Consider the following 26,980-nt stretch of genomic DNA (forward strand, 5'->3'; position numbering starts at 1 on the left):
GACGTTTCTTAACCTATGAAAAAGCTATTGATCGCATCCGCGGTAGCCGCCTCCCTATCTGTAGCGTGCAATCCGGAAAACGAAAAAAAATCAGCTATGAACCCCTTCTTTGAATCCTATGACACCCCGTTTGGGGTGCCTCCCTTTGACCGAATAGAACCTGCCCATTTTGCGCCTGCGCTGCGGGAAGGCATCAAGCAGCAAGAAGCCGAAGTTGCCGCCATCGTCAACAATACCGAGGCACCTACCTTTGCCAATACCATCGAGGCCCTGGAATATTCCGGAGAGCTCTTGACCAAGGTTTCGCGGGTTTTTTACAATATCAACTCCGCCAACACCAACGACGAAATTCAGGGTATAGCCCGGGAGATGGCACCGGAACTGTCCAAACACAGTGACAACATCAGCCTCAATCAGGCGTTGTTTCAGCGTGTGCAGACCATATGGGAGGCTAGGGAAAAACTGGAGCTAAGCCCAGAGCAACAAAAGCTGCTCGAAAAAACTTACAAAAGCTTCGTACGAAGCGGTGCCAACGTAGCCGAAGAAAACAAAGACCGGCTGCGGGAGATCAACAGCCGCCTTTCTACCCTCACCCTTCAGTTTGGCCAAAACCTACTGGCAGAAACCAACGCCTTTCAGTTGGTCATCGAGCACGAAGCTGAGCTGGCAGGCCTGCCCAATGAGCTGATTGCTGCGGCAGCAGACGATGCAAAAGCCGCAGGCAAGGAAGGCCAGTGGGTCTTTACCCTGCATAACCCCAGCATCATGCCTTTCCTGCAATATGCCGACAGCCGCAACCTGCGCAAGCAAATCTGGGAAGCTTATAAGAACCGCTCCGATCAGGGCAATGAAAACGATAACAAGGTCATTCTGGTAGAAATCGCCAACCTCCGCTTGGAAAAAGCCCGCATGCTCGGATACGAAACCCATGCCGATTACGCCCTGGAAGAGACCATGGCCAAAAACCCCGATAATGTGTACAAACTGTTGAATCAACTTTGGACACCTGCCCTGGCCAAAGCCAAGGTGGAACGGGACGAGATGCAAGCCATGATAGAGGTGGGGGGCAAGGATTTTTCTGTGCAGCCTTGGGATTGGCGCTACTACGAAGAAAAGCTCAGGAAGCAAAAATTTGACCTGGACGAGCAAGAGGTTAAGCCTTATTTCGCCTTGGACAAGGTGCAGGAGGGCGTATTCCTAGTCGTGAAAAAGCTGTTTGGACTTACCTTTGAGTACCGACCCGAAGTTCCGGTGTACCATCCGGATGCCAAAGCCTATGAAGTGAAGGAGGCGGACGGTACCCACGTGGGCATCCTTTACATGGATTTCCATCCCAGGGCCTCCAAACGGGGCGGTGCCTGGATGACTTCCTACCGGTCACAAAAGACCGTGGACGGAGAACGTATGCAGCCGATAATCTCCATCGTCTGCAATTTCTCCCGACCCGCTGGCGATGCCCCGGCGCTTTTGACCTTTGACGAGGTAACCACCTTCTTCCACGAATTTGGGCATGCCCTGCATGGATTGCTCTCCAACGTGCAATATAGCAGCCTTGCAGGAACTTCCGTTCCCAGAGACTTTGTGGAGCTACCCTCTCAGGTGATGGAAAACTGGGCCACCGAACCGGAGGTGATAAGGCAGTACGCCTTTCACTATCAAACAGGAGAGGTAATTCCCGATGCGCTTATCGAAAAACTCACCAGCAGCGGCACCTTCGGGCAGGGATTCGGCACCACGGAGTACCTGGCAGCCTCCTTGCTGGACTTGGATTACCATACCCGTAAGGAGCCTATTAAAGAGGATGCAACTACTTTTGAGGAGCAATCGGTAGAGAACATGGGATTGATATCCGAGATCATTCCGAGGTATCGAAGTACCTATTTCCAGCACATCTTTAGTGGAGGCTATTCGGCCGGCTACTACAGTTATATCTGGTCCGGTGTATTGGACACGGATGCCTTTCAGGCCTTTAAAGAGACGGAACTGTTTAATCCGGACAAAGCACTGGCATTCCGCAAAGAGATCCTAGAGCGGGGCGGTACCGATGATCCCATGGAGATGTATGTACGTTTCCGAGGCGCTGAGCCAAAAATCGATGCCTTGCTGAAGAAGCGCGGATTGGATGAGGCCAGCTTGGTGGTGACCAAGTAGGTCATGCAATTCATATGAACCAACAAACCCCCAATCGGGCTTACCAGACTGGGGGTTTTTCTATTTACGGAGTAGGCGAAAGCTGGATGAGGTTTCTATTGCTTCATTCCTGTTTAGCCCGAAGATCCTTTAGCAGGGAGATCGCTGTAAACAACATGGCTGCGGTAAGCAGGACCACCACGGTGAGGCTTGCCCAGCCATACAGGTAGCCAACCCAGCCGGCGAGTACGAGAAGCAGGATAAAGAGAAGAAGTGATTTTCTAGCAGAAGACAAGTCTTTCATAGGAAAACGGGTTTTTAGACGATTGTACGATATACCTTAGGGCCAATCAACCATCCTGCAAGTAACGTTCAACTAGCAAACGGATGCTGCATGCATGAAAACACCTCATTTTATCCTCCCGTGATGGATTCAACGGATTCGAGGCCAATCCCTAAACACAAAGCGTATTGCAAATTTAATCGGTCTGACTGAAAAATAATTTCAGTGTAGCTTCAAGTTTTCTGTCAGCCTGTGAACTGATTTCTTAGGATTTTGCCTTCTTACGTGGTTTGAATAAAGCTTCCATTGTGACTTTTTATACCGATAACACCTCCAGTCACCTACTATATTTGAAGTTCTATAGCTAACTTATACCGATGGAATTGGACATTCAGATAGTGATTGTATTGGCGATCTTGGTAGCCACAGTTATCATGATGGTATTTGAGATATTTCGCATCGATGTGGTTGCGATCATCACCATGCTTGCCTTGGGCTGGTCGGGTGTATTGACCCCGGATGAAATGCTCAAGGGCTTTTCGTCCAACGCCGTGATCTCTATGTTGGCGGTGATGATCTTGGGATATGGAGTCACAACAACCGGGGTAATGGAACGCTTTTCGGAGGCTGTGCTCAAGAAGGTAGGTAACGATAAAAACAAGATTATCGGATTCCTTGGGCTGTCCGTTGGCACCCTTTCTGCATTTATGCAAAATATCGGAGCTGCAGCCTTGTTTTTGCCCGGAACCTTGGATATATCCAGAAAGACCAAAATACCGGCCACCCAATTGATCATGCCGCTTGGCTTTGCAGCTATACTAGGTGGATCTTTGACCATGGTTGGGTCAGGCCATTTGATCTTGATCAATGATCTGCTGAAAAATGCTTCCTTGGAACCGTATGCCCTATTTGCGGTCACGCCCGTCGGTGCCGTGTTGCTGATCGCAGGCATCGTATACTTTTTTCTATTGGGCAATTACATACTGCCCAAGGAGGGAAAAGGTGCAAAGAAAAAATCCGCTCAGGAAAAATTGATTGAGACCTTGCGCCTTCCCAATAACCTCTGGTATTTTTCGATACAAGAGGGCAGCAGCCTAATCGGTAAGACCACGGAATCTTCCGGAATCTGGAAAGATTTTCGGCTAAACCTCATCGCCCTAGCCGACGGAGAGGCTGTGGTATACGCACCTTGGAGGGAAACCGTTTTTGCCCAAGGGCAGATAATCGCCTTGTTAGGCTCAGAAAATGAAGCCAAAAAACTTGCGGAAATCTATGGCTTACAGGAAATCTTCCAACCCGGAATCTTTAACCGTCTCACTAAACCGGATGAATCGGGATTTGCCGAGGTGATTGTCGGAACGGGATCGGAACTGATCGGTCAGACACTAAGGGACTTTGCCTTCCGGCGAAAATTTGCCCTAGAGCCCCTGATTTTATTCAACAATGGAGAAGAAATCAAGGGTGATTTTTCCGATCATCGGTTTCGGAAGGGGGATACCTTGATAGTGTATGGGTTGTGGGATAATATAAGAAGTCTCAAAAGCCACACGGATTTCGTTCTGGCGACTCCCATAGAAGCCGAACCGAAGAATCAGTCCAAAGCGATTCCTGCATTGGCCAGTTTTGCGTTTGGGATCGTGTTGACTTTCTTGGGAGTACCCATAGCATTGGCCTTTCTGACCGGTGCCATGACCATGATCCTTTCGAGGGTGATCACCATTCAACAAGCCTACGATGCCATTGACTGGAAAGTGGTATTCTTGTTGGCAGGGTTGATTCCCTTGGGAATTGCCATGCAAAAATCCGGGGCCGCGTATTTCCTTGCCCAATACGTCATGCAGCTGATTGAAGGGCAGTCGGTCCTGGTGCTATTAATTGCCATTACCGTGTTGAGCACGGTGTTCTCGCTCTTTATGTCCAATGTGGGGGCTGTGGTCGTGTTGGCACCTTTGGTGATCGGGATGGCCGAGATCGCCGGTTTGGATCCCAGACCTTTGGTGCTATTGGCAGCGGTTGGGGTTTCCAATTCCTTCCTGCTTCCCACCCATCAGGTAAATGCCCTGATGATATCGGCGGGAGGCTATCAAAACAAAGACTATATCAAAGCGGGAAGCGGGCTAACCTTGATCTTTGTGGTGCTTACGGTGACGGTATTTTACCTATTCTATATTTGATCTCCTTTTGGGGAGGAATAAAAGGCTAACGCCAAAATAGAGGCCCTATTTCTGCACGCTTAGGGAAGCTATCAAGAAATTCATTTTGCCTAGGGGTACCTGAATACCCCTAGGCTTGAAGATTTAGCCGGTTTCCTTTTTTCGGAAAGGCAAATACCGGATCAGGCCGATCAGAAAGCTGATTGAAGTGGCAACGAAGGAAGAAAACACGATAAAGTCGGGTGATTCGGAGGTGATGTGGTATCCATTCCCCCGCCACAGGATAAACACAATGGACAAACAGAATCCCAACATCACGCTGTAGAATGCCAACCACCTTTGTCTATTTTGCATCTTTTTAGGGGTTTAAATTTGTGAAAAAACAAGTGTACAGATTGATCCCATTTACAAATCAAAAGGAGCTCAGTGAAATTTCATTTCAGTCTGGGATTTTTTTTAAGGTGTGGTCCGGCAAAATCAGACGATGGTGGCAAAATGGTATTCAAAAAGGCATTTCCCAATTTCCCTAGCCTCGATGCAAGGCTCTTCTATCACCCCTCCAGGGTTTAATCCACGGATTATCTATATTTTCTATAATACTGCCATCCCTTCGGGATTGAGGTATTATAGTATGTACCCTAATCCTTCCTAAACAATCGGTTTTTGTGATACCGGAAACGTGACTGCATCGCGATGCCAAATCCCGAAGGGGTGATAGTATTGATACGCAAATTCGGACAGATCCACGCAGAAATCATACCTCCTATGTATATCTACCCGTCACAGACTATACGGTCACGCCCAGCCATTCTTCCAACAGCCACCTACAATTCAAAACCTTCTCCTGCAAATCTGTCGGCACGTAAAAATAATGGTTGGTGGCCTCAAAGCCGATTCGGGAGTCTTGCCGCTGAAGGGTAAACAGCCGTTTTGCCAAACGAATTTCATCCTCTAGAACCTCCTTTAAAAAAAGCTTAGCCTGCGGATCCCTATCCGTTTCCCAATCACCCCTTTTTTGGATAAACCGGCCCTGATTGGCCACCGATCGGTATAAAATGCTCACCGCCTCGGCAATGCGCATCTCTGCATTTAGTTCTTCGGCTGTCCATTCATCCAAGGCCATCCCCTCCGTCTTGCTCGTTAACTCCCGCAAGGGCTCCTCAAAACCCTCGGCTACCTTGTAAAGCTGTTGAATAAATACATCCGGCGGGTAAATGCCCCGCCATTTGTCTAAATCATCGTACCCCAGCCCCACCATGGTGGCCGAATAGCCGGTTGGCCTTGCCCAAAGTAGATTGGCCGGACCGGAATGTACTGGGGCATTATAGACGACACCAATATGATACGGAAACTCCCGAAATGCCGCGCTAAAGCCGTACCAGGCTTTCACCATCGCATCGGCAGCTGGGCCAAACCTTCTCTTGGCAACCTGCTGCATGGCCTCCCGAACCGAGATGCCCGGATCACTCCCTACCACCGATACCACTTCCAAATTGGGCGACCCGGGGTAGCCTCCTAAGGTCCAACCCGTCATCAGACCCTTGATACCCGCATCCCGCAGGTTTACGGCATGTTGGGCTACGTTCTCCAAGGCCGGAACGTAGGGCAGGCCCCCACATTCCCAAGTAGTACCCGCCTGTATCTTGGCAAAGGCCTCCAATCCATGCTGCTGCGCAATCTCCCAATGGCGTTTGGCCCGGGGCCCTGGACCAACGGCTGAAATGGAGTACTCTCCCACGCTGGCCTGTACCCCTCCCCGCTCTATGGGGAGGTCCCACTCACTCACGCTCATCAAGGCCGTCTGTTTGGGCAACTGAGGCACAATGCCCGCTGCCCAGCCATCACGCCAGCCCCAATCCCAGGCGATAAGCCGTGGGCCGGAACCCTCGAAACCTGGGCTAATGTTTTTGCGATGCGCCTCCAAGCCACGCTGTATGCCGGTTGCATAGAGGGTGTTCAGCTCGGCAATGACCGCCTCTGGTCCTCTCGGCCCACAACGCGGGCAGTCCATGCCCTGAAAATGCGACCAGCAGTGGGTAGGGTTTTCGGAGGCAGTGATGGAAAAAAAACCGGCGACATCGGGCACACGCTCCACCACACGAGCGATGGAATCCACGATATAGGTCTGCACCTCTGGCACACTGGTGCACAGGGCAGCACTATCTCCCCGCGTAACGCCTTTGAAGGACGGGTAGGTTTTGTAAAACGAAAGAGGTTGGTACCTGGGCTCGTTTAGGTATAGGTACATACCTATGCCATGCTTCCGGCACTTTTCCACCAGTCGGGCCAGGTTTTCCAATCGCTGCTCCCAGCCTTTGCTTAACGAGGGATCCCAGGGAAAGGGCGTAACCTTGCTCAGGACAATGTGAAGCCAAGTGCCGTCCAATCCCGCGGCCCCCATACGCTGCAGGTAACCCTCCGGAAAGGGATCTACCGCGCCATCGGCGAGGGGATCTCCGAAAAGTGTAAAATATCCATACCCGTATCGGGGTGAAAACCCCGAGGTTAGCGGCCTAGTCTGTCCGGCGGGCTTGGCAGAAAGCTGCCTTACAAAATCAAAAAGGGGCTCACCCGGACTGCTATCGGCTACGGCAAAAGCTTCCCCGGAAATGCTCCGGATTTTTTCCAGCTTCTTCGCCACCTCCGCATCCATCCCTTTCCATCGAAGGGGCGGGCAATCGGGCTTAACGCTGCCCAATTTGATGTAGAGGAAGTCATCCTCCTGAAGGGTAAATTCCAAGTGCTCTGTGGTCCAGCCCAGCAATTCGGTCAACTGCTCTTTTGGAAGCAGGTGCCAGTTTCTGCGTATAACCGTGATATAACTGCGGTTCCACTGTTCTTGTGAAACAGGCTTATACCTAGGCAGGCCCATAGCTTCGGCACAGGATTGCAGGTCTGCTTCTGAGCATCCTACTACCGCCTTCATTCTTTCCAACGGCACCAGGTTCCAGTTTCGCCACACGAAGGCATAGATGGGATGGGGAAAGTGAGGGAAAGCAACCGGAGGATTCGCATCTGCCATCGGATCTATTAAGGAAAAGGGCAATGCAGGTAGTATTGCGCCCGAGGCCAGCAAAGCCGAAGCGCCCAAAAAAGCTCTGCGGGAACGGTTAAAAGGCAGTTTCGAATCCATGGTATCTTGGGTTGGAGGTAATTGATCGGATCGTTTGCGACTGGTCTAGGAAAACAGCTTGGCGTACATCCCGTCCAGTTTGGTAAGGGGAATAATCTCAATATCGTATTTGTTGGCACTAAGGCCTTTGATGGCGTATTTGGATACCATTATCTTTTTGAAACCCAGTTTGGCTGCTTCGGCGATGCGGCTTTCTACCCGGTTGATCGCACGGATCTCTCCCCCCAGCCCTACCTCACCTGCAAAGCAAATGGACGGATCTACGGGAGTATCCTCGTAGGAGGATATCAATGATGCGCAAACGGCCAGATCCAAGCCGGGGTCGTCTACTCGGAGCCCTCCGGCAATGTTGAGAAATACGTCCTGTTGGCCCAAGCGCATACCGCCCCGCTTTTCCAATACGGCCAGCAGCATATTGAGCCGTTTGGCATCGTGCCCTGTGGAGCTGCGTTGGGGGGTACCGTAGGTGGCCGGACTGACGAGTGACTGGATTTCAATAAGCAAGGGGCGGTTTCCTTCCAGCATAGCCCCAATGGCTACGCCGTTCGACTGTTCCTCCCGCTGAGTCATCAGGATCTCCGAGGGGTTGGTCACGGTGCGAAGGCCATCGGCATGCATCTCGTAGATCCCCAGCTCGTTGGTAGATCCAAAGCGGTTTTTGGAGGTGCGCAGGATGCGGTAGCTCAGGTGCCGATCCCCTTCAAACTGAAGCACCGTATCCACCATGTGTTCCAGTACTTTAGGCCCGGCGATGGTGCCGTCCTTGGTGATATGGCCTATCAGAAATACGGGGGTTCCGGTTTCTTTTGCAAATTTCATGATCTCGGCGGTACATTCCCGCACCTGACTCACTGAGCCGGCGGCAGATTCCACGTGCTGACTATGCAAGGTTTGAATGGAATCGATGATCAGCAGGTCTGGGTTTAGCGCCTCCACCTGCTGGAAGATCTGCTGCGTATTGGTTTCCGCCAGGAGATAACAATTGTCCGAATGGGCTTCCATGCGCTCCGCACGCATCTTAATCTGTGTCTCACTTTCCTCGCCAGACACATACAGCACCTTGATTTGGTTAAGCATCAGCGCAATCTGTAGCAGGAGCGTAGACTTGCCGATCCCTGGCTCCCCGCCGATCAAAATCAGGGATCCCGGCACAATGCCCGATCCCAATACCCGGTCCAACTCCGTATCTCCGGTTACCAAGCGGGGTTGCTCTTCAAATCGAATATCTTGGAGTCTGCGGGGTACCGCGGCTTTTTTGCTGACGGCTTGCCCTGTCTTCCAAGTACCCCTGCCGGTTTCTTCCTTTTGGACGATTTCCTCCACGTAGGTATTCCATTGCCCGCAGGAAGGGCATTTTCCCAGCCATTTGGGACTTTGTGCGCCACAGTTTTGACAGAAAAAAGTCGTTTTTACTTTTGCCATAGATTTTGTTGGTTCGAGATAGCCGGCTCAATCTCAGTGAGCTGGCAAAAATGAAGTCGAAGAGAGGTTTAAAGATACAAGGAAAGATTAATATATTGGGTCGAAATTACGCGAAGTGCCGCACTGAGGGCGTAGTGAAAACTGTACCATGAAAAACGGCTATTAAAAAATGTGGCTGACAATGGAATCCATGTTCAAAGACCTATTTGATTACACGCACAAAGCCAATCAGCTCGTGATAACCGCGATGTTGGAGCATCGAGACGCACTTCCGGACAAAGCATTTGGGCTGTTGAATCATATACTTAACGCACATCAGATTTGGAATTCCCGAATACAACCTGTCCAGCAACCATTTGGCGTGTGGGCGCGGCGGGAGTTGGATTGGGAGTCACAGATAGACCGGAATAATTATGCCTTTTCGATTTCACTTTTGGCCAGCATAGACCTCGAAAGCAGCGTAGTCTATACCAATTCGAAAGGACAAACGTTTGAAAATCGGGTGGCCGATATACTCTTTCATATCGTAAACCACTCCACCTACCACCGAGGACAGATCGCCACCCTCTTTCGGGAAAGTGGCCTGCAACCGGTGGTGACTGATTATATTATGCTAAAAAGAGGCAACTAGAACCATGCAAGTAGTAAGCGTTTTATCGACTATTTTCTTCCTCCTAGTACTTGCTGTACCCGCACATTCGCAGACGGTATGCACACCCGAAAGCCGGGAGAGGCTGGAAAGCTTTTTGGAGCGCTTTTCGGAGGAAAATGTGCAAGATAAAAGCATCAATGACCTGCTGATGGAGATTGGAAGCTGGTTTTTGGGTACTCCTTATGTAGAGAAGACACTGGAACTGCCCGGCCCGGAACGCCTGGTGGTTAACCTAGTAGGGCTGGACTGCACGACCTATCTGGAAACGGTACTGGCCTTGGCCAGAGTGGCGAAGCACGGCAAATTGGGCATGGAGGCCTATGAAAGGGAGCTTGAACGTATCCGCTATCAGCAGGGAATACTGGGAGAATACCCTTCCCGTCTGCATTACTTTACCGATTGGATCTACCAAAACGAACAGAAGGGCTTGGTGAGGGACATCACCCAGTCTATCGGGGGCCAACCCTACGAAAACAAACCCAGCTTTATGTCCTCCAATCCGAAATACTATGCTCAGTTAAGCCGGCCGGATTATGTAGAAGCGCTGGCCAAAGCAGAGCAGGCGATAGGTTCACGCAGCTATTTTTACATTCCGAAAGCCGACATACACCGGCACGAGAGACAGATCCGATCCGGGGACATGATTGCCATCACGACTACCATCCCCAATCTGGATGTGGTGCATGTGGGTTTTGCCGTGGAGCGGGGCGGCCGTATCCACCTGATGCATGCGAGTCTTACCTCTAAGGAGGTGGAGATCTCCGCAAAAACGCTGCAGGAGTATCTAATGGGCAATAAGTCCCAGTCGGGAATTGTGGTTAGTAGAGCTGTTGATATGGATTAAAAAACGGGACCTTCAGTAACCCTCTCCAACAGCGTACCAAGCGATTCTTCCGCAATACATAAAGCTTAGCTCGGGATTTTTCCGCGTTGGGCTTTAATACCCTTATTCACCATAAAGGTACAGGCGAGAAAAGGCAAGCCGCTTAGGAGTAAGCGAAGGTCCTTCCAAACAATGCCGAGGAAAAGCGCTACCACGGCCATAACGCCAAAGGCTATTCTCAAAAGATGAAGCGTTTTCATATCGAATACCTAAGGTTTGGAACAAAGATATTGGAGCCCATTGGTTAATAAAAATTTTTGAAACTTTAGCCACCACTGAAATTTTTATTCAGTGAGGACCGATATTTTTACGCTTTAGATCTCTTTAATTCCATTTCGCAAACTTTCTTCGGCAGATTAGTATTATGAAAGCGTATCGAATCTTCACTGTCTCCTATTACCTGGTGATAACCTGTGTAGCCTTGCTAACCGTAAACCTGCTGCTGGGGTGGCTTGCTGTACCCACGGCGTTGTTTCCCTCACTACTTGTTTTGCTTACGATTATGTTTGTAGCGGACGCCTATTTTCAGGGTAAGTTCCGAAAAAGCATGTTCTAGGTGTCTCGCACTTCCCTACCGTTTTAGACTAGACTGTTAATCGGCGACCTATCCAGTATCTTAAAAACCCGGATTCGCAAGTTTTTTAAACTAGCCCGGTACTTTCAGTTTGCCTAATAGCTACCTTAAAAGTATGCGATGCAATTTGCATACTTTAGAGGATTTTATAGTGCCAAATAACAATAGCCTTTCTGGGCTATTTTCAATCTGCCCTTTTCAGCAAAAGCGCGGTATACGGTGCCTGGGTGGTAAAGGAAAATTCTCCCCCCTCTACCGATCGCTCTTCCACTACCTCCATGCCCCAAGTATCGATCACCTGAAGGAGATAGGACCCGCTACCAGAAAGGTTTACTGAAAGCGTCTGCCCCTCCGATCCGGTGTAAAACATGTACACCTCTCCCGGCTTCTGAAACAGGTGCTGGTTTTTCATGAGGTTCTTGGGATCCTCAGAGGAGATGAAAACCGGTGACATCTCATGAACAGGCAATTTCTCCATGATTTCCCGGAAAAAAGCGATGCGATCTGGGCTCGTTCCCATCAGTGTACCGCCCTTAGCCCACCACCGCACTTCGGTTTCCTCGTCTGAATCATTCTTGAAGGTGTCCCCGTGCGTAGGATATCCACCGCTGAGCCCTGCCATCCAAAAAAAGGCTGTCATTTCTTCTCCGCTAAGATTGCCCCAACCGCTTGGTACATTGCCCTCGTATCGCATTTCGTCAAAAAGGAGGGGCTTTTGATACATATCCCGCCAGCGGATGGCGTTCCAAAACTCATAGGTCTGGGTACATACGTGCGTGATCCAGTCCTCGGTATGATCGTAAAAATGGTCCTCAGAGCTGTACCAATTGTGAATGCCACGAAAACGCTGATGGGGATCCTCGTGCTGCAGCATCTCTCCAATTCCTCGCCAGTCTATCGTCTCCTTGATGGAGGGAATGTCCCATTCATTGGCGAGAGACCACCATACATTTCGGTAGGCAGATAGGCGCGCCATTAGGTAGCGAACATATTTCTCGTTCATTTCCTTGCCCATGGCGGCATAGCCCCAGCGGTCATAGGGGTGAAAAAGAATCACATCCGCTTGAATGCCCCTATCCATCAGTTGGTGAACCCGTTTATCAAAATTCTGAAAAAAGGCAAAGTTAGGCTGCGTAAAGTCATTGGCGTCTCCATCCCTTTGAAAGGGATAGGCCCAAGGGTCGGTTTCGTTGCCATACTGGTAGTGTTTTGGAAACACACACATCCGTATCTTGTTAAATGGTGATTCGGAAAGTGTCTCCAAGGTTTTCTCCTGGATGGATTGCTTTACACTGGTCCATTGATAGGCTGTGGTTCCAATACCGTAAAAGGGCGTGCCGTCGGCATACTGAAGGTAAAACGTATTGACGATGCGTAGGGGTCCGTGATTATCTCCCGTAGGAGCTACGGCTTGTACACGACCGGTTTTTCCATCAAGGGCAGAGGTTTCACTACGCGTTTGATAGTGCCAGATTCCTTTCTCTGGGGGTGAAAAACGAAGGCGGTAAACCCCATCCCCATCGTAAAATCCCGGAACCTGAATTCTTTCGCCGCCTTCGAAAGAAAACTCGGCAAAAAATTCGACCTCCATATAAGGATTTCCAGTATCCGGCCCGGAAAACTCCAACTCAAAAACACCCCACTGCTCCACCGAAGGTAGCGGCTGATCCGGTTGGCAGGAAAACAGTAGGGTAGTTACGACAAATACACACAAATATTCAACCTTCAGCAGGCTTTTAAAATAGGAGGTGGGGAAAGCATCATGCATAACAAGTGTAGGATTATGGGAGAAAACCGTTTCGATGCGAATAATTTAACGGGTTTTTTGCTAAAAAACCAGAAATAGAACTTCGGATTTAGACTTTCTCAGAATGAACACTACTTCCAATGATCGAAAACAACGCTATCCATTAACAACAAAAGCTACCCCAATCACCTTGAGGCAGCTTTCTTTATATGATTTACCCAACTGACCGCCAACTTGAAATGGAATCTGCGGCAGCCGGGGAACTGAAATAGTACGGGCAACAGCTTACAGGATCTGAATCTGCTTTACTTGTTTGTCCTGCTGAACCCGCTTTGGCAGTACGACATGTAGGATTCCATCCTTGTACTGCGCACGGATACCTTCCACATCTATCATCTCCTCGGGAAGGTAAAAAGAACGTTTGAATGCTTGATAGCTGAACTCCCTTCGGGTGACCTTCTCATCGCTTACGGACTCCTCTTTCTTCTCGGAGGATATCGTGAGTTGCTCGTGATCGTAGTTGATCTTGAAATCCTCCTTGGAGAACCCGGGGGCTGCTACTTCCAGCTGAAAGGATTTTTCATCCTCTTTGATATTTACCGCAGGCAGCGTGCTTCTGAAACTGCCCGGTCTTCCCGCGCGGTCTATGCTGGCAGGAAAATCAAACAATTGGTCAAACCAAGTGTCGAAGGTGGGAAATTGGTTCTTCTTTGCGTCGTTTGAAATCTTCATCAGTGTCATGGCTATACGTGAATTTTAGGTTTTCGAATTGTTTCTTACATTCTCCACCTACCCAAAACCTATGCCAAGCAGAATAAATGGCTATCCAGTTTGTAATCAGGACAATACGTCATAGTATGGATTGCGATTAGTGTCATTTTGACCTATAAAAAAGTAGAATTATGCCAATATGACTGTGTGGGGATCAATCGTAAAACAGGCCGGGCAGCCAGAGAGAAATTCCGGGAACATAGGTAATCAGGGCCAACACCAACAGGCTTACCAACAAGAACGGTAGCCCTGCCTTGGCAATTTTCTCCAAAGATATTTGCCCAATACTCGAAGCTACAAAGAGGCAAACCCCTACAGGTGGGGTCGTCAGGCCTATCACCAGATTAAATACCATGATAATCGCAAACTGAATCGGGTCCACACCCACCTGCACGGCTACACCCAGCAAGACCGGAAACAGGATCAACAATGCAGCGATGGTCTCCATAAAAGCACCTACGAAGATCAAGAGCAAATTGATCATCAAGAGTAGGATGAACTTGTTTTCCGTGAGATTCAGCAGGGAATCGGCAATAAGCTGAGGGAGTTCCTCCACCGTCATGATCCAAGCAAAAAGGTTTGCAAAGCCAACCAACACCATCAGGGAAGCGGTGGTCTTGGCCGATTCAAGGATAATTCTCGGAATAGCCTTGAATTCCAGCTCCCGGTAAACCAGCAAACCGACTGCCATGGCATAGATGACCGCCACGATAGAAGCTTCCGTAGGGGTAAACACGCCCCCAATAATCCCAAATAATATCACCAAGGTCATCATGATCGCCCAAAATGCCTGATAAAACGTCCTCAGCATTTGCAAGGTAGGGGTCTTTGGCCTTTTGGGGTACTTGCGTTTCACCGATATCACGTAGGTGACCACCATAAAACCCAAGCCCAAAAGTATACCGGGTATGATGCCTGCCACAAAGAGCTTACCCACCGAGAGACCGGTAAGTGTAGCGGCGATAATCATGGGAAGACTCGGCGGTATCACTGGTCCTATAGTAGAGGAGGAAGCAGTAACCGCACAGGAAAATGGGGTATCGTATCCTTCCTTTTTCATGGCGGGAATCATCACCGCACCAATACTCGCGGTATCGGCGATGGCAGTACCGGAAATCCCGCCAAACAACATGGAAGCGCCTACGTTTGCTAGGCCCAATCCACCTCGAATATGACCCAGTAATGCATTGCAAAAACGTATGATACGGTCGGTAATTCCACTGGCATTCATCAAGTTACCGGCAAGAATGAATCCGGGGATAGATAGCAACACAAAGACGTCTATGCCTGCATACATCTTCTGGGGTATCACCATCAGCGGTAAATCACTCAACAGAATGTATGCAAAGGCCGAGAGACCCAAGGCAAAGGCGATGGGTACACCCAGGATCAGCAACAGTAAAAATACGACAAAAAGCAGGATCGTCATGTGCGTTGTTTTATCCGTTCGACAAGTTGAAAACTACCGTAAAGACCGACGAAAAAGCCCATAGCGGTCATGGCTGCATACATCCAAGACATATTGAGCTGCATGGCCGGGGATCGCTGTAGGCTGACGATTTGTACTAAGGGAAGACTGACCGCTGCCATGGTAAACATAAAGACGACGATTAGTACAAGGATGCCTATTTCCAATCCCCTTCGCACGGCCGGCTTTAACTTTTCCAGCAAAAAATCCACGCTGACGTAAAGCCTCTCCTGAATGGCCAAACCGGCTGCCAAGCTCACTAAATAGATAAAGCAAAACCTGGCCAGCTCCTCCGTCCATTCGGGAGACCAAGGAAGGGCATAGCGGGCCAGTATCTGCAGAACGACCACCGCGATCATCACCACAAAACTGGTGACCACCAGAAAGGAAAGTACCCGGTCAAGGTATTTAAGTGCGGAGCTGTTTTTCATGTGTCTATAATTGATTTTTCAATGGTCACATGGAATCTCGCATGGCGTATAGTCATCCCAGTGTGTGTCGCTTGCGTCATGCTCGATTTCATCTGTTTATAATTTGTTCTTTAACGGTCAGATGGAATCTCGCAATTATAATGATCCCTCCGTGTGTCGCTTGCGTCGTGCTCGATTTCATCTGACGGCCTGAATTCTACGTAGAAGATCGTTTTGCTGCTCATTGAAATTTTCCATCACCGCCTTGGTGGCGGCCTCCCGAAAAGCCTCCTTATCCACCTCGATAAATTCCATCCCCTGTGCCAATAGGTGTTCGTAATCCAATTTTTCCTGCTTAAGAAAGAGTTCGTGTTCATACGCCTGCATGACGGCGGCGGCTTCGTCTATTACCTCTTGCAGCTCTTTGGGAAGACTTTCGTACTTCTTGTTGTTCATCACCACATAGGACCAACCCTTTACGTGCTCAGTCAGCATGCAGTACTTTTGGACTTCGTAAAGGCCCGCATCTTTGATAAGTGCGAAGGGGTTTTCCTGACCGTGGATGGTAGACTGTTGCAAGGCGGTAAACACCTCCGAAAAAGCCATCGGCGTGGGCTTGGCACCCAAAGCACTCCAGGTCTTTACGTACAGGGACACCGCCGGGACACGGAGTATCATTCCATTTAACTCATCGGGGTGACGGATAACTCGGTTAGCTGTCAGGTTTCTGGCTCCGCGCTCAAACCAGGCAATGGGTTTAAACCCGGCACCGTCTATGATATGCTGTTCGATCTCTTTTCCTATAGGCCCACCCGCGATCTTCTTCAGGTGTTCGCTGTCCCGGATGGCAAAGGGAGTGGCACATAGGATGGCGTTGGGCAGGCTCCAACTTTGCAGGGATTCACCGGTGATCATGATATCGGCGCTACCTACCAAAATCCCCGTCAGCACATCCATTTCCTTGCCAAGCTGCTCGCTGGGATACACCCTTACCTCCATGCGTCCATTTGAGCGCCGATACACTTCCTCGGCAAAGCGCTTCGCTGCCTGATGCCAGCCATGTTGCCTATTTGCCAGGTGCCCGAAACGAAGAGTATACTCTGGCTGCTGCCCAGAATTGACCGAACAAGCCAACAGGCTTCCTACGAATAAAATCAACAGAGCAAAACCGGGAATTTTATTTGTCATTTTGGGTCCAATGCGGATTTAATTAACCTTAGGCACAATCCCGAAAATACAAAAAATCCCTTGACATTGGTAAGAGGCCCTAAAATTTAGTCCCTACCACCACGGTTTTCTTGAACTGATTCACTGTACCATCCGGATGGAACAACTCCACCCAAACCACGTAATAGCCGGACTTCACCCGCGCACCCCGCTCGTCGGTACCATCCCAGGTATAGAAACCGGATAGTCCCCAAAGCTGATTTTGGCAGAGCTCGCGCACCATCCGGCCATCGGTGCTGTAAATACGCAAAGTAGCCAAAAACCCAGACTGATCCAGCGTATAGGAAATGGTCGTAAAGGGTGCCTCGCCCACGCCATCCGGCACAAAGACCTTTGGCGATATCTGTATTCCCTGCTCCAATGGATTAGGCGACACTATTTGGGAGTTGCGGAAACCAGGCGTGGCATAGCCCACCGTGGCGGAGGCCGATTGCCAGTTTTCGGGATCATCCACGTTCCCATCTATACTGAGCCGCTCCAGACTTACGCCCCTAACCTCCCTCAATAACGGATGGTGATGGCGCTCGTGGTAGCTGTATCGTTCTTGGATGGTTTCCTCCGGATTAAGCAAAACGACGGTACCGCTGCCAATGGGGTAAGAAGGCAAACTCATTTGGTGAAAGGTATCGGCTAGGCCTCGGGGATAATGTTGGTGGAGGAGGCCTGCGTCCGTGGTAAATACGCGATATGAACCGGGAAGCAAGATGTCCGTTTGGCCGGAAATCACCCTTCTGTTTGCGACTTCCCAATTTGCGACATTTGCTAGTTTCCAATTTTTCAAATCGATGTATTTATCCGAAGCGTTGTAGATTTCCACAAACTTGGGGCCGCCGGTCCGGGGGTTAAATAGGATTTCATTCAAAACAATATCTCCAGGTAAAGCTTCCGCAGGAATCTTAAAGACCAACCGGGAGGCTTGGGGATCCAGTGCATTGCCTGCACAATCTGTCCAGTCTGCGATCGTCACTTCGTAGCGCTGATTGCTTTCAAATGGCAATGCGAAGGTCACATACAGTGCATAGGGATCCTCGGGATCCATCGCTATTTCCAACAGATCCAAACTAGGAACCAAGGAAATCTGGGCATTCCGGTTGCGGTCGATTACTGCCTTGGAAAACCGTAGTCGCAGCCGATCCGGACCTATGGGATCCGCCTGTAACAGACGGGGTGATATCCGATCCGGTGTTTGATCAAACACGGAATTCTGCTGACCGGGGGTCCCTCTCTGCGGAGATTTCGATGGGCGAATGTTGGTGGGAGACTCACAAGGGTGATAGGGGTTTACAAGCTCCAGACTGTATCCTCCTTGGGCGAGTGTTGCGCTTCCAAAGCTGGAATTATCGTAGGCAAATCGGTCTAACACGGAGCCCTCTGCCGTTCCGATCCAAACCTCGTCCCCAGCATTCAACAGGGTAGGCCAGGGCGAAACTCCCATCACGTTTCCAAAAGCTGCAAATTGGGGTACCTGTGAGGCAGGGCAAAGAATCATAAATTCTCCAGGTTCCAATACGTGCCGGGACAGCGAAGTAAAGCTCCGGTTATTGCCAAAACGCATCCCTCCTAATTGCACCTGACGCTGTGAAGCGTTGAACAGCTCCACGTATTCGACATTGGGGAGTGATCCACCCTCTCGGGGCGCAGGCATCACCTCGTTGATGACAATCTCCCGATAGGTCGCTTCCACAGGGGGCTCGTAAGTAAAGGTGAATAGCTGCCGTTCCACTGCATTCCCCTGAAGGTCTTCGATACCGCTAAGAATCAAGGTAAGCAGACTGCCTACACTCGCAAGTGGCTCGTCAAAAACCAAGGTGACTTGGTGCATGTCCGGACCAAGCTGCACCTCCGATGGATTCACTCCAGCTACTTCGTAAAAGGTGGGTACCAATGCAAAAACCGGGTCCAGAGGCTCGTCAAAATGCAGCAACCACTCCGTATCCCGAACCACCTCTACCTGCTGTAGGTGGGGAGGACGCGTGTCCCAGCGTATTTCCCGGTAACTCCCCGAAAGCCACTTTCCCTGCGCATCTAGCCTCGGTGGGAGCCGCAATCTGTAAGACCGGTCAGCCTGTAGAGGCTTCGAAAATACCAACTGAATCTGCCTGGGTTGAGACCGATTGACCCATGCATCTACTTCTATATCCTCATCTTCCAATTCAAATCGCCCCTGCAAGGCACTTTCCAAGGGTAGCGCTGTTTCATGCACCAGCACCGCGGTTTGGGCCTGTGAAACCCATCTATCTACGATGCCATCGGAGTAGTTGCCGGATTGGGTGACCTGGCCTAGTGCTTTCCCACTTAGGCTTTGCAGGGGACCCAATACCAGTTCCCAGCTGGAGCCCAGCTTCAACGGCTCCTTCCAAGCCAACCAAACCAAAAAACCTTCCTGCTCGATCTCTACCTCATCCACCGCTCTCCCATTGATTAGATACCGGTCCGGCAGCAGCGCCATCGCTGGATCCAAAAAATCGGTGAAAGCAAGCCGCATCCTTTGTGCATCCACCAACCGTACATCTTGCAATCGGAGCTTCGTATTGACCAATAAGTAGCTAATAGGGGCTTCCTCTGGGAGTGTTAGGGTTAGCAGCAGCTCCTCCGAATCCAGTGCGAAATCAACGTCCAGTTCGTACATGCCCGGCGCTAGCTCTCGCTGCGCGCTGACAGGTCTATCCTGGACCAAAAAGAAAAACGGAGCCTGCAGCGCACGGTCTGCTTGAACCATGAGTTGAAAAGGGGAAATCAGATAAGCCGTGTCTATTCGGGGCCGGGCAGCAGATAGATTGAAGCTCCCGGTGATTTCCCGTAGCATTTCATTTCCAAACAAATCGCGCAGCGAGCGTACCCTTACCTGATACGCCATGTCCTCCTTCCATTCCCCCTCAAAATCTAATCGCACGGTTTGTCCGTCCATAATGTTCACCGAATACGGTTGTCCAGCCTCAGGCAATACAGAGTAATTCGCGTCAATTACGGCGGTTTTTGGATCCAAGGACTTATTAAACTGTAGAGCTAACCCGCTAGGGCGAATGGGTGTAACCGAACTGAGTGCAATGGCCCGCGTATCCCAGGTGAAGGATCTTCGAAAAGCGGTAATCGGATTACCCTCCTCATCCAGCACCCCATCTACCTCCACGGTGATCGCCTGATTGGTGGGAAAGTCACGGTCAAAAATCAACACGGCGGTTCTTGGTTCCTCCGCATCCTCTACTACGGCTACCGGATGACCCAATCCACGGTCCAGCCGATAATTCTCCCTACGAAGGGTAGAAGAACGATCGGTTTCGACCTTGAAACGCACACTTACCGCATTGGGGTCGGAAAAGAAAACCGTGTCTACCTGATCCATCCAGAAAAAACCCAGTTGGGTAGGTTCCATGCTATTTCCAAAGCGATCGGTTAGGCCGCTAATCTCCAACACGTACTCCTGCCCCTCTGGCAGGTTATTTTGGAGCAATAGGAGCAAGCGATCCGGCGCGGGCAATTGGAGCTGACTGACTGCTCCCGTAAATGGAGTGAGCTGTACCGCCGAGGCACTGGGCAGTTTGGCCGCATCTATCGGTTCATCCAGATACAGCAGCACCTCATCGGCCGCCCGGCCACTTACCGCGGTAATTTTCGGCGGATCCGTATCGTAAATAAATGAAACGTTTTCCTCCTCCAGCAACTGACCAAAGCAGTCGTTGATGCCCAGAAAAGAAAGGGCATAGGTTTCGCCAGAGCTTAATGCAAATGGCAACCGCAGCCAAAGTACCGCGCCGGCCAAGCTGTCTACTCTCAGGGTTTCGCCACGGAGTAGGATCGTGCCCTCGGGGTGTCGATCTGGAAAAAGTGGCTTCGAAAAGTGTACGCGAAGTACATCGCTGCTAAGCGGAAGCACCTGTTCCACGAGAAAAGGTCGAGTGTCCGGCTGATCGGTGTAAACCGAATTCCGAGTGCCGGGAGTTCCTCCCATTGAACTTTGGGAAGCAGCCCAGTTGTACCTATCACTACATGCCGCATAGGGGTTTTTCCGCTCTAGGGACCACCCTCCTTGGGACTTTTGCGGATCTCCATACCAAGAGGCATCATAAGTAAGGCTATCGACTACATTCCCCCATCCGTCCCGAAGACGTATCTGCCCAGAACCATTGGGCAGTGCCCGAAATCCGGTTACACCGGCCAAAGGCTCCCAAGGTAGAAAGTTGTCCTTGCGGGGCATAGGAACCAACAGCAAGTACTCCCCTGGCATAATCACGGCTTCCTCCACCGGACTATCGTTGTAAGTAAAGCCTCTCAGCCGAATGGGTTTGTCCATGCGGTTATACAGTTCGATGTATTCGTCATTCGCAGCTGTGGGAAGCAGTAGGTCGGAAGGAAGCAAGCCCTTGGGATTGGGATCTGCCATGAATTCATGGATAATGATCGCCCCGGGCGGAATCGGAGTTTGCAGTTCGAAGGCTACTTGATGCTCCATGCCCTCCGGATCTCCAACAAGGGCAAAAATGAGTTCGTAGGAGTTTGGGTAGAGGTAATCTGAGAAACGCAGGGTAAGCCGATTTTCCGAAACGCCCCATTCCTCTGGAGCTCCGTAGCCCGCTGAAAGCAAGGGCATACGCATGGAGCTGGGTAGAGGTCCATCAAAAGTCAGCTCAAGGGTGTGCCCATTCAATGCCTCCACCTGCAGCAGCGATGGAAATCCTGACGGACCAATGGCCGGGTCTTCCGGGTCCGGGTCATCGGGAGCGGGTTCGGGTAGTTCAGAAAGCTGAATGCCAAAATCATCCATGTACCACCTGGCCGCTGTGCCGGTACCCGGACCGTATCGTACGGTCAACGTTACTGTGACCTCCTCCCGATTCCACCAAAACTCCGGAATGGGGATTTCCCAGAGGCGATAATCCGTATCGGCATTCGGAAAACTCTCCAAAGTCCCCAGCGGCTCCTGCTGGGATTGCTGCCCTGCTTCTGAAAAAGTATAGGTCACAATTACTGGCCGGTTGCCGCTGCCGTTTCGTTCCGTGCGTGCAAAAAAGGAAAATATATTGCCTTTCAGCCCGATAGTAGTTGTTTTTATGTAAATTTGCGCGTCAAAACTGCCAATGGTTTGAACGCCCAAGGCCGTAGAACCGTTGATACCTTTTCCGGATGCTTGGAAAACCCTGGAGGTGCCGATTCGCACTTCACTGGCAGCCCAACCCGGCAAAAATTCCTCAGGATAGTTGACTATTTCAAAATTGCTTTCAAAATCCTGAAGTATAAAAGTTTCGGTTTCGAATGATAGCGTAAAACCTAGTATGGAAAAAGCAACGAAACCCCATACAAAGCATAAGGCTTTCATGTATGAAATTTAAGAATAAATACGAATAAACCGTAATTCTAATTTATAAAACACTTGGTATTGCGAATAAAACTCAGAAAAAGCTAACTAATTATCTGAAAAATCAACTATAATCCTATGAAACTAGCCGTAGTGGGAGCCACCGGATTGGTGGGCTCCGAAATCCTAGAGGTGCTCGATGAGCATCAATTTCCCTTTGATGAACTGCTATTGGTAGCGAGCGAGCGATCTGCCGGTAAGAAGCTGTCATTCAAAGGCAAGGAATATACGGTGATAGGACTCAGTCAGGCAGTAGCTGAAAAGCCGGACATTGCCATTTTCTCGGCAGGCGGTAGCACTTCATTGGAGTGGGCACCAAAATTTGCGGAAGTGGGCACCATCGTGATCGACAACTCCTCTGCATGGCGGATGGATCCCAGCAAAAAGCTGGTCGTTCCGGAGATCAACGGGAAAGCCATGCGCATCGATGACCGGATCATCGCCAACCCCAACTGCTCCACCATCCAAATGGTGCTGGCCTTGGCACCGCTTCGTGAAAAATACGGCATCAAACGGATCGTCGTGTCTACCTACCAATCGGTTACCGGTACAGGCAAAGCTGCTGTGGACCAAATGATGGCCGAGCGCAAAGGCGAAAAGGCCGACATGGTATACCCGTATAAAATAGACCTGAACGTGCTGCCACACATAGACGTGTTCCAGCCCAACGGCTACACCAAGGAGGAGATGAAGATGATCAACGAAACCAAGAAGATTTTCGACGATCCTAGCATTCAGGTCACTGCCACCACCGTACGTATACCTGTGATGGGAGGACACTCCGAGTCGGTGAATGTGGAGTTCAAAAAAGACTTTGATCTCGACGAGGTACGGGAGTTGCTCGCCAATACACCCGGTGTCGTGGTCCAGGATGATCCTGCCAATAACGTGTATCCCATGCCCCTTAACGCCCATAAGCGGGACGAGGTATTTGTGGGAAGACTCCGGCGCGATGAGAGCCAGCCAAATACGCTAAATATGTGGATCGTAGCAGACAACCTACGCAAAGGTGCAGCCACCAATGCCGTACAAATCGCTTCCTATCTAGTGGAACACAGCATGGTATAACGTTGGATCTTTCCGGCTACTATAACGAATCCCTACGACAATTTGTGCAGGATAACCTAGACGGGGATCCTGCACATTTGCTTTTAACCCATCGGGGCAAAGCTTCCTTTGACCTGAAGCTGGCCATACAGCAGATACAGGCCCGTCAGCGTCTTCGGAGTAAGGTTCCCTCGTGGGCACAGCATCCGCAACTGATCTTTCCGGCCAGTCTCTCCCTGGAGCAGGCATCCTCGGAAGTAACTGCTCGCTATAAAGCCTCCTTGGTGCGGGGCAATACCCTAATTGATCTTACCGGAGGCTTGGGCGTGGATACCTTTTTCCTTTCCGAATCCTTTGCTAAGACCGATTACGTGGAAAGACAGCCTGAGCTGGCAGAGCTTGCCGCCCATAATTTTTCCCAGCTTGCTCCAGACACCATCCGTGTCCATACCGGTGATGGGTTGGCGCTATTAGCCAATTCTACAGAAAAATACGACCTGATCTACCTAGATCCCGCCCGCAGGGGGGAGCACAACCGCAAGATGGTGCGCCTGGAGGATTGCGAGCCCAATTTGATAGCGCATTGGAGCCTACTCACCCAAAAAGGGCACGCGGTACTCGCAAAGGTTTCCCCCATGCTGGATATAAAAGGTGCCTTGGCCTCCCTACCCGATATACAGCAGGTATGGATTGTGGCACACAAAAACGAGGTCAAGGAATTGTTGTTGTTCTGGGAGGCCGGGAAAAGCGTAAGCAGCCCATACATCCACTGTGTAGATATTCGTCCAATGGAGACCCCTACCTTTTCATTCACCTACCCAGAAGAGGAGGACGCTCAGGTCGAATATGGAGATGCCGGAGAGTTTCTGATCGAGCCCCAGGCAGCGATCTTAAAAGCGGGGGCTTTTCGGAGTTTTGCGCAGCGATTCGGTCTCAAGAAACTCCACCCCAACAGCCATTTGTACTCCGGAACCTCCGTGATCGACGATTTACCCGGGAGGGTTTTCCGCATCTTGCAGGAGATCCGACAGCCCAAGCGGGAGCTCAGGGAACTGTTTCCTTCGGGCACCGTGAACGTGATCACCCGCAATTATGCCCTCCATACCGAGGACCTGAAGAAGAAGTACCGGCTGCGGGACGGCGGCGATAAATTTCTGATCGGCACGCGCAGTGAGGCGGGGTATAGGCTGTTTGTGTGTGAGCTGGTCGCATCTGGAGAGCTGCACTAGGGCAGGTGATGATTTGGTTACTTACGGATTGAATAGGGTTTGTGTAAAAAAATGGAGTGGATAAACGAATTGACCCAAAGTTCTATTGGCCAAACGCTTGAAACTAAGGCATGATTTCTTTGGACACATTCCTTGGTTTTCGTACCTTTCACAATATACTATTGCAATTTTGCACTTATAGATAGATAGAAGAAAACGGAACATTCTGATTATCATTTGATGTTCCCCATTAAAAACGCATCCCTGATGTATAATAGCAGAAAGTCACTGTTAACGCCGGAATACTATGCCTCATAACCAATTTATTGAAAGGAATCCGGAGATCATGCTTGGAAATCCGATCATAAAGGGAACCCGTATCACAGTGGAGCTCCTTATGAGAAAGCTGGCTGGTGGCTATACCCTGACAGATCTATTAACTAGTTATCCCAATCTGACTAAAGAGCATATTCTGGCTTCACTTGAATATGCAGCGGATATAATTGCGAATGAGGAGTCTTTGGAGAACGCATGATCGTCGCTGATGAAAATGTGGGCAAAGAGCTGATTGATCATCTAGTGGAATTGTAGTACGAGGTTTTTTCCATCCGAGAACACCTACAAGGAGTTAGCGACCGGGTAGTCATCGAAACCGTAAAGTCTAAAAAAGGCTTTTTGCTCACGGAGGATAAAGATTTCGGTGAGTTGGTTTTTTCTCATGGCATCCAAGGTTGTTCAGTGATTTTTTTGCGGTATGAAAAACAGGATATCATTCATATTAAAAAGAATATTATTAAATCGCTGGAAACCTATTATCGAAATTCGGACCATCTTTTTATAACGATCACAAAGGATAAGGTAAGAGTCAGAAAGATCTGACGTACGACAGGTTGCTAACTCGATTTTTTAGGTACAACGGAGCCTTTTCCTTGAGAAATGCTAACTTTATTTCCCAAAGGGTCACCAAATCAACCCCTATTCAACCCATGCGAAAACTCTGCCTGTTTATTGCCTGCAGCCTAGATGGCTATATTGCTGCCCCAAACGAAAACCTGGACTTCCTGAAAATCGTGGAGAAAGAAGGTGAGGACTACGGGTACCAAGCCTTTACCTCCTCGGTAGACACAATTATCATCGGCAGAAAGACCTACGATTGGGTAAGGCGGGAGATCGGAACCGAGCATTACGATAATGGGGACCGTGAGGTGTACGTGATCACCCGCACGGAAAGGGCGCCTATTGGCAAAACACTGTTCTATACCGGAGAGCTCAGCTCCTTGATACGTAGACTCAAAAGCGAACAAGGGAAAAACATCTATTGCGATGGCGGGGCAGAGGTAATCCACGAGTTGCTGAAAATCGACCTCGTCGATGAACTGATTATTTCGATTGTCCCCATCCTACTTGGGAACGGCATCCGGCTCTTCAAAGACGGCCGACCTAAACAGCAATTGAAACTCATCAAAACCAAGGCTTTTGATACCGGACTGGTTCAGGTGCAATACAAAAGGGAGTAAATATACCCCACTGCGTCTGTTTGTTGATAATGAACAGGTCATAAAATTTCCTGATTCCTACCGCACCTCGCCCATCTTTCGGATAATCTCTCTCAACAGTTCATTCTGCTCACGCCTAAGTGCAATAAAGGTGGTCACCCACTTGTACACCAAATACAAGATACCGAAAAAGATGGCAAAATAAATCAGTCCTAAAAAGAGCGAGATAAAATAAAAAGCATTTTTGTGGTTTGGTTAATTTTCTTTTTTAGTATTGTTCACCGGAAAAGCGATTTAGCTCAGTCAAATACCGGACAAAAATCGCCTGATCGGCTTTTTCCGCATCTGCTTCAAACTGCTCCAAAAGCACCGGATTTTCGGCCAACAGATGTTTAAGGTAATCGCTGGTAACCGTTGTGATCTCATTGGTACTTTTATCGATCACATAGATAAACCGCAGCATGGCCAGCTTGGCTCCTTGGATGCCGCCGCCTATCGGGCCCAGTAAAATCCCCAGCTGTGCTTTGTTGTTCAACTGCTCCTTTTGGATATCCGGGTACATGGATATGCCACCTCTGACCACCAAATAACGTCCATCGCTCAAAACTGGTGCATACCAAGGTTGGATTTTGTAGTGCAACCCATTGATGTAGAGGGAATCTCCGTCAGAATAGGCAAAGTAATCCTTTCTAATGGTGGATTTCGCGATGGTTTTGTCAGGTGGATGAAGCTTATAGTCATTGCCCCCGACCATCTTGATATCACCCGGTGTTCGGCGCTCTATCTCCAATTTGACCGCCACGCTGGGAGATTTCTTCAAAAGTTCATCGAAGGACATGTACACCCCCTGCGGATACCCCACACCTTGAGCGAGGTTTGCGTTGAAAGAGAAAAGACCAAGCAGAAAAGCAACTACCCCGATCGGTAAGGGATTGCTGCCAAATTTTCGAAAAGGATTCATCACATGCAAAATTTGGGAAGACGGAAGAACCAAAGATACGTAATAAGTCTTTAAATAAAACA

General features: G+C 49.8%; 22 protein-coding genes. 10 read left to right on the forward strand and 12 right to left on the reverse strand.

All coding sequences use genetic code 11. From position 1 onward, the window contains the following. The first annotated feature begins 15 nt into the window (after positions 1-15). The gene (locus tag JJU34_RS09960; protein ID WP_228692208.1) at positions 16-2,151 is read left to right on the forward strand and encodes a M3 family metallopeptidase; all 2,136 of its coding nucleotides are present in this window, start codon (positions 16-18) and stop codon (positions 2,149-2,151) included. A 103-nt stretch (positions 2,152-2,254) separates the two neighbouring features. Here JJU34_RS09960 and JJU34_RS09965 read toward each other — a convergent pair whose 3' ends face one another. Continuing rightward, positions 2,255-2,434 carry a hypothetical protein gene (locus JJU34_RS09965; RefSeq protein WP_228692209.1) on the reverse strand — a complete coding sequence of 60 codons (180 nt, stop codon included), beginning with the start codon at positions 2,432-2,434 and terminating at the stop codon, positions 2,255-2,257. Positions 2,435-2,790: 356 nt separating this feature from the next. Between JJU34_RS09965 and JJU34_RS09970 the strand changes: the two genes are divergently transcribed. After that, a complete protein-coding gene (locus JJU34_RS09970) occupies positions 2,791-4,587 on the forward strand; it encodes an SLC13 family permease (RefSeq protein WP_228692210.1) in 1,797 nt (598 codons plus the stop codon). 123 nt (positions 4,588-4,710) lie between these two features. Here JJU34_RS09970 and JJU34_RS09975 read toward each other — a convergent pair whose 3' ends face one another. The 3 genes from JJU34_RS09975 to radA all read right to left on the reverse strand — a co-directional run bounded on the left by JJU34_RS09975 (position 4,711) and on the right by radA (position 9,121). After that, the gene (locus JJU34_RS09975; RefSeq protein ID WP_228692211.1) at positions 4,711-4,920 is read right to left on the reverse strand and encodes a hypothetical protein; all 210 of its coding nucleotides are present in this window, start codon (positions 4,918-4,920) and stop codon (positions 4,711-4,713) included. Between the two features lie 433 nt (positions 4,921-5,353). Next, entirely contained in the window at positions 5,354-7,699 is a 2,346-nt protein-coding gene (locus tag JJU34_RS09980) for a hypothetical protein (protein WP_228692212.1), read from the reverse strand. Positions 7,700-7,744: 45 nt separating this feature from the next. Then, positions 7,745-9,121 carry a DNA repair protein RadA gene (gene radA, locus JJU34_RS09985; protein WP_228692213.1) on the reverse strand — a complete coding sequence of 459 codons (1,377 nt, stop codon included), beginning with the start codon at positions 9,119-9,121 and terminating at the stop codon, positions 7,745-7,747. 169 nt (positions 9,122-9,290) lie between these two features. Here radA and JJU34_RS09990 point away from each other — a divergent pair, with 169 nt between their 5' ends. Together JJU34_RS09990 and JJU34_RS09995 are read left to right on the forward strand one after the other, a co-directional pair. Beyond that, positions 9,291-9,752: a DinB family protein gene (locus JJU34_RS09990; RefSeq protein WP_228692214.1), complete on the forward strand. Its 462-nt coding sequence runs from the start codon at positions 9,291-9,293 to the stop codon at positions 9,750-9,752. Positions 9,753-9,756: 4 nt separating this feature from the next. Continuing rightward, the gene (locus JJU34_RS09995; protein ID WP_228692215.1) at positions 9,757-10,617 is read left to right on the forward strand and encodes an N-acetylmuramoyl-L-alanine amidase-like domain-containing protein; all 861 of its coding nucleotides are present in this window, start codon (positions 9,757-9,759) and stop codon (positions 10,615-10,617) included. Between the two features lie 65 nt (positions 10,618-10,682). Here the strand turns inward: JJU34_RS09995 and JJU34_RS10000 are convergent, their stop codons facing one another. Continuing rightward, positions 10,683-10,856: a hypothetical protein gene (locus JJU34_RS10000; RefSeq protein ID WP_228692216.1), complete on the reverse strand. Its 174-nt coding sequence runs from the start codon at positions 10,854-10,856 to the stop codon at positions 10,683-10,685. A 164-nt stretch (positions 10,857-11,020) separates the two neighbouring features. Between JJU34_RS10000 and JJU34_RS10005 the strand changes: the two genes are divergently transcribed. Continuing rightward, positions 11,021-11,212 carry a hypothetical protein gene (locus tag JJU34_RS10005; RefSeq protein WP_228692217.1) on the forward strand — a complete coding sequence of 64 codons (192 nt, stop codon included), beginning with the start codon at positions 11,021-11,023 and terminating at the stop codon, positions 11,210-11,212. 202 nt (positions 11,213-11,414) lie between these two features. Here the strand turns inward: JJU34_RS10005 and JJU34_RS10010 are convergent, their stop codons facing one another. From JJU34_RS10010 to JJU34_RS10035, 6 genes are all read right to left on the reverse strand, one after another. Further along, a complete protein-coding gene (locus JJU34_RS10010) occupies positions 11,415-12,998 on the reverse strand; it encodes a DUF5060 domain-containing protein (protein ID WP_228692218.1) in 1,584 nt (527 codons plus the stop codon). 264 nt (positions 12,999-13,262) lie between these two features. Next, a complete protein-coding gene (locus JJU34_RS10015; protein WP_228692219.1) occupies positions 13,263-13,718 on the reverse strand; it encodes an Hsp20/alpha crystallin family protein in 456 nt (151 codons plus the stop codon). 184 nt (positions 13,719-13,902) lie between these two features. Further along, positions 13,903-15,177 carry a TRAP transporter large permease gene (locus tag JJU34_RS10020; protein WP_228692220.1) on the reverse strand — a complete coding sequence of 425 codons (1,275 nt, stop codon included), beginning with the start codon at positions 15,175-15,177 and terminating at the stop codon, positions 13,903-13,905. Next, positions 15,174-15,647: a TRAP transporter small permease gene (locus JJU34_RS10025; protein WP_228692221.1), complete on the reverse strand. Its 474-nt coding sequence runs from the start codon at positions 15,645-15,647 to the stop codon at positions 15,174-15,176. Before JJU34_RS10025 ends, JJU34_RS10020 begins: the two co-directional genes overlap by 4 nt. A 177-nt stretch (positions 15,648-15,824) precedes the next feature. Next, a complete protein-coding gene (locus tag JJU34_RS10030) occupies positions 15,825-16,814 on the reverse strand; it encodes a TRAP transporter substrate-binding protein (RefSeq protein WP_228692222.1) in 990 nt (329 codons plus the stop codon). 79 nt (positions 16,815-16,893) lie between these two features. Further along, positions 16,894-22,167 (reverse strand): lamin tail domain-containing protein, encoded by a 5,274-nt coding sequence (locus JJU34_RS10035; RefSeq protein WP_228692223.1) that lies wholly within the window; start codon positions 22,165-22,167, stop codon positions 16,894-16,896. Between the two features lie 117 nt (positions 22,168-22,284). Between JJU34_RS10035 and JJU34_RS10040 the strand changes: the two genes are divergently transcribed. The 5 genes from JJU34_RS10040 to JJU34_RS10055 all read left to right on the forward strand — a co-directional run bounded on the left by JJU34_RS10040 (position 22,285) and on the right by JJU34_RS10055 (position 25,978). Then, positions 22,285-23,274 carry an aspartate-semialdehyde dehydrogenase gene (locus tag JJU34_RS10040; RefSeq protein ID WP_228692224.1) on the forward strand — a complete coding sequence of 330 codons (990 nt, stop codon included), beginning with the start codon at positions 22,285-22,287 and terminating at the stop codon, positions 23,272-23,274. Positions 23,275-23,276: 2 nt separating this feature from the next. Next, entirely contained in the window at positions 23,277-24,482 is a 1,206-nt protein-coding gene (locus JJU34_RS10045; RefSeq protein ID WP_228692225.1) for a class I SAM-dependent methyltransferase, read from the forward strand. 286 nt (positions 24,483-24,768) lie between these two features. After that, entirely contained in the window at positions 24,769-24,996 is a 228-nt protein-coding gene (locus tag JJU34_RS10050) for a DUF433 domain-containing protein (RefSeq protein WP_228692226.1), read from the forward strand. 110 nt (positions 24,997-25,106) lie between these two features. After that, positions 25,107-25,340 (forward strand): DUF5615 family PIN-like protein, encoded by a 234-nt coding sequence (locus tag JJU34_RS21810; RefSeq protein ID WP_366512692.1) that lies wholly within the window; start codon positions 25,107-25,109, stop codon positions 25,338-25,340. Between the two features lie 107 nt (positions 25,341-25,447). Next, positions 25,448-25,978: a dihydrofolate reductase family protein gene (locus JJU34_RS10055; RefSeq protein WP_228692227.1), complete on the forward strand. Its 531-nt coding sequence runs from the start codon at positions 25,448-25,450 to the stop codon at positions 25,976-25,978. 247 nt (positions 25,979-26,225) lie between these two features. Here the strand turns inward: JJU34_RS10055 and JJU34_RS10060 are convergent, their stop codons facing one another. Next, a complete protein-coding gene (locus JJU34_RS10060; RefSeq protein WP_228692228.1) occupies positions 26,226-26,918 on the reverse strand; it encodes a DUF6563 family protein in 693 nt (230 codons plus the stop codon). Positions 26,919-26,980: the final 62 nt, after the last annotated feature.

The organism is Lunatimonas sp., from assembly GCF_020832325.1.
Classification (GTDB): Bacteria; Bacteroidota; Bacteroidia; order Cytophagales; family Cyclobacteriaceae; genus Lunatimonas.

Coding starts and splice junctions, on each gene's coding strand:
- JJU34_RS09960 (WP_228692208.1), top strand. CDS start 16: ATGAAAAAGCTATTGATCGCATCCGCGGTAGCCGCCTCCCTATCTGTA.
- JJU34_RS09965 (WP_228692209.1), bottom strand. CDS start 2,434: ATGAAAGACTTGTCTTCTGCTAGAAAATCACTTCTTCTCTTTATCCTG.
- JJU34_RS09970 (WP_228692210.1), top strand. CDS start 2,791: ATGGAATTGGACATTCAGATAGTGATTGTATTGGCGATCTTGGTAGCC.
- JJU34_RS09975 (WP_228692211.1), bottom strand. CDS start 4,920: ATGCAAAATAGACAAAGGTGGTTGGCATTCTACAGCGTGATGTTGGGA.
- JJU34_RS09980 (WP_228692212.1), bottom strand. CDS start 7,699: ATGGATTCGAAACTGCCTTTTAACCGTTCCCGCAGAGCTTTTTTGGGC.
- radA (WP_228692213.1), bottom strand. CDS start 9,121: ATGGCAAAAGTAAAAACGACTTTTTTCTGTCAAAACTGTGGCGCACAA.
- JJU34_RS09990 (WP_228692214.1), top strand. CDS start 9,291: ATGTGGCTGACAATGGAATCCATGTTCAAAGACCTATTTGATTACACG.
- JJU34_RS09995 (WP_228692215.1), top strand. CDS start 9,757: ATGCAAGTAGTAAGCGTTTTATCGACTATTTTCTTCCTCCTAGTACTT.
- JJU34_RS10000 (WP_228692216.1), bottom strand. CDS start 10,856: ATGAAAACGCTTCATCTTTTGAGAATAGCCTTTGGCGTTATGGCCGTG.
- JJU34_RS10005 (WP_228692217.1), top strand. CDS start 11,021: ATGAAAGCGTATCGAATCTTCACTGTCTCCTATTACCTGGTGATAACC.
- JJU34_RS10010 (WP_228692218.1), bottom strand. CDS start 12,998: ATGCATGATGCTTTCCCCACCTCCTATTTTAAAAGCCTGCTGAAGGTT.
- JJU34_RS10015 (WP_228692219.1), bottom strand. CDS start 13,718: ATGACACTGATGAAGATTTCAAACGACGCAAAGAAGAACCAATTTCCC.
- JJU34_RS10020 (WP_228692220.1), bottom strand. CDS start 15,177: ATGACGATCCTGCTTTTTGTCGTATTTTTACTGTTGCTGATCCTGGGT.
- JJU34_RS10025 (WP_228692221.1), bottom strand. CDS start 15,647: ATGAAAAACAGCTCCGCACTTAAATACCTTGACCGGGTACTTTCCTTT.
- JJU34_RS10030 (WP_228692222.1), bottom strand. CDS start 16,814: ATGACAAATAAAATTCCCGGTTTTGCTCTGTTGATTTTATTCGTAGGA.
- JJU34_RS10035 (WP_228692223.1), bottom strand. CDS start 22,167: ATGAAAGCCTTATGCTTTGTATGGGGTTTCGTTGCTTTTTCCATACTA.
- JJU34_RS10040 (WP_228692224.1), top strand. CDS start 22,285: ATGAAACTAGCCGTAGTGGGAGCCACCGGATTGGTGGGCTCCGAAATC.
- JJU34_RS10050 (WP_228692226.1), top strand. CDS start 24,769: ATGCCTCATAACCAATTTATTGAAAGGAATCCGGAGATCATGCTTGGA.
- JJU34_RS10055 (WP_228692227.1), top strand. CDS start 25,448: ATGCGAAAACTCTGCCTGTTTATTGCCTGCAGCCTAGATGGCTATATT.
- JJU34_RS10060 (WP_228692228.1), bottom strand. CDS start 26,918: ATGAATCCTTTTCGAAAATTTGGCAGCAATCCCTTACCGATCGGGGTA.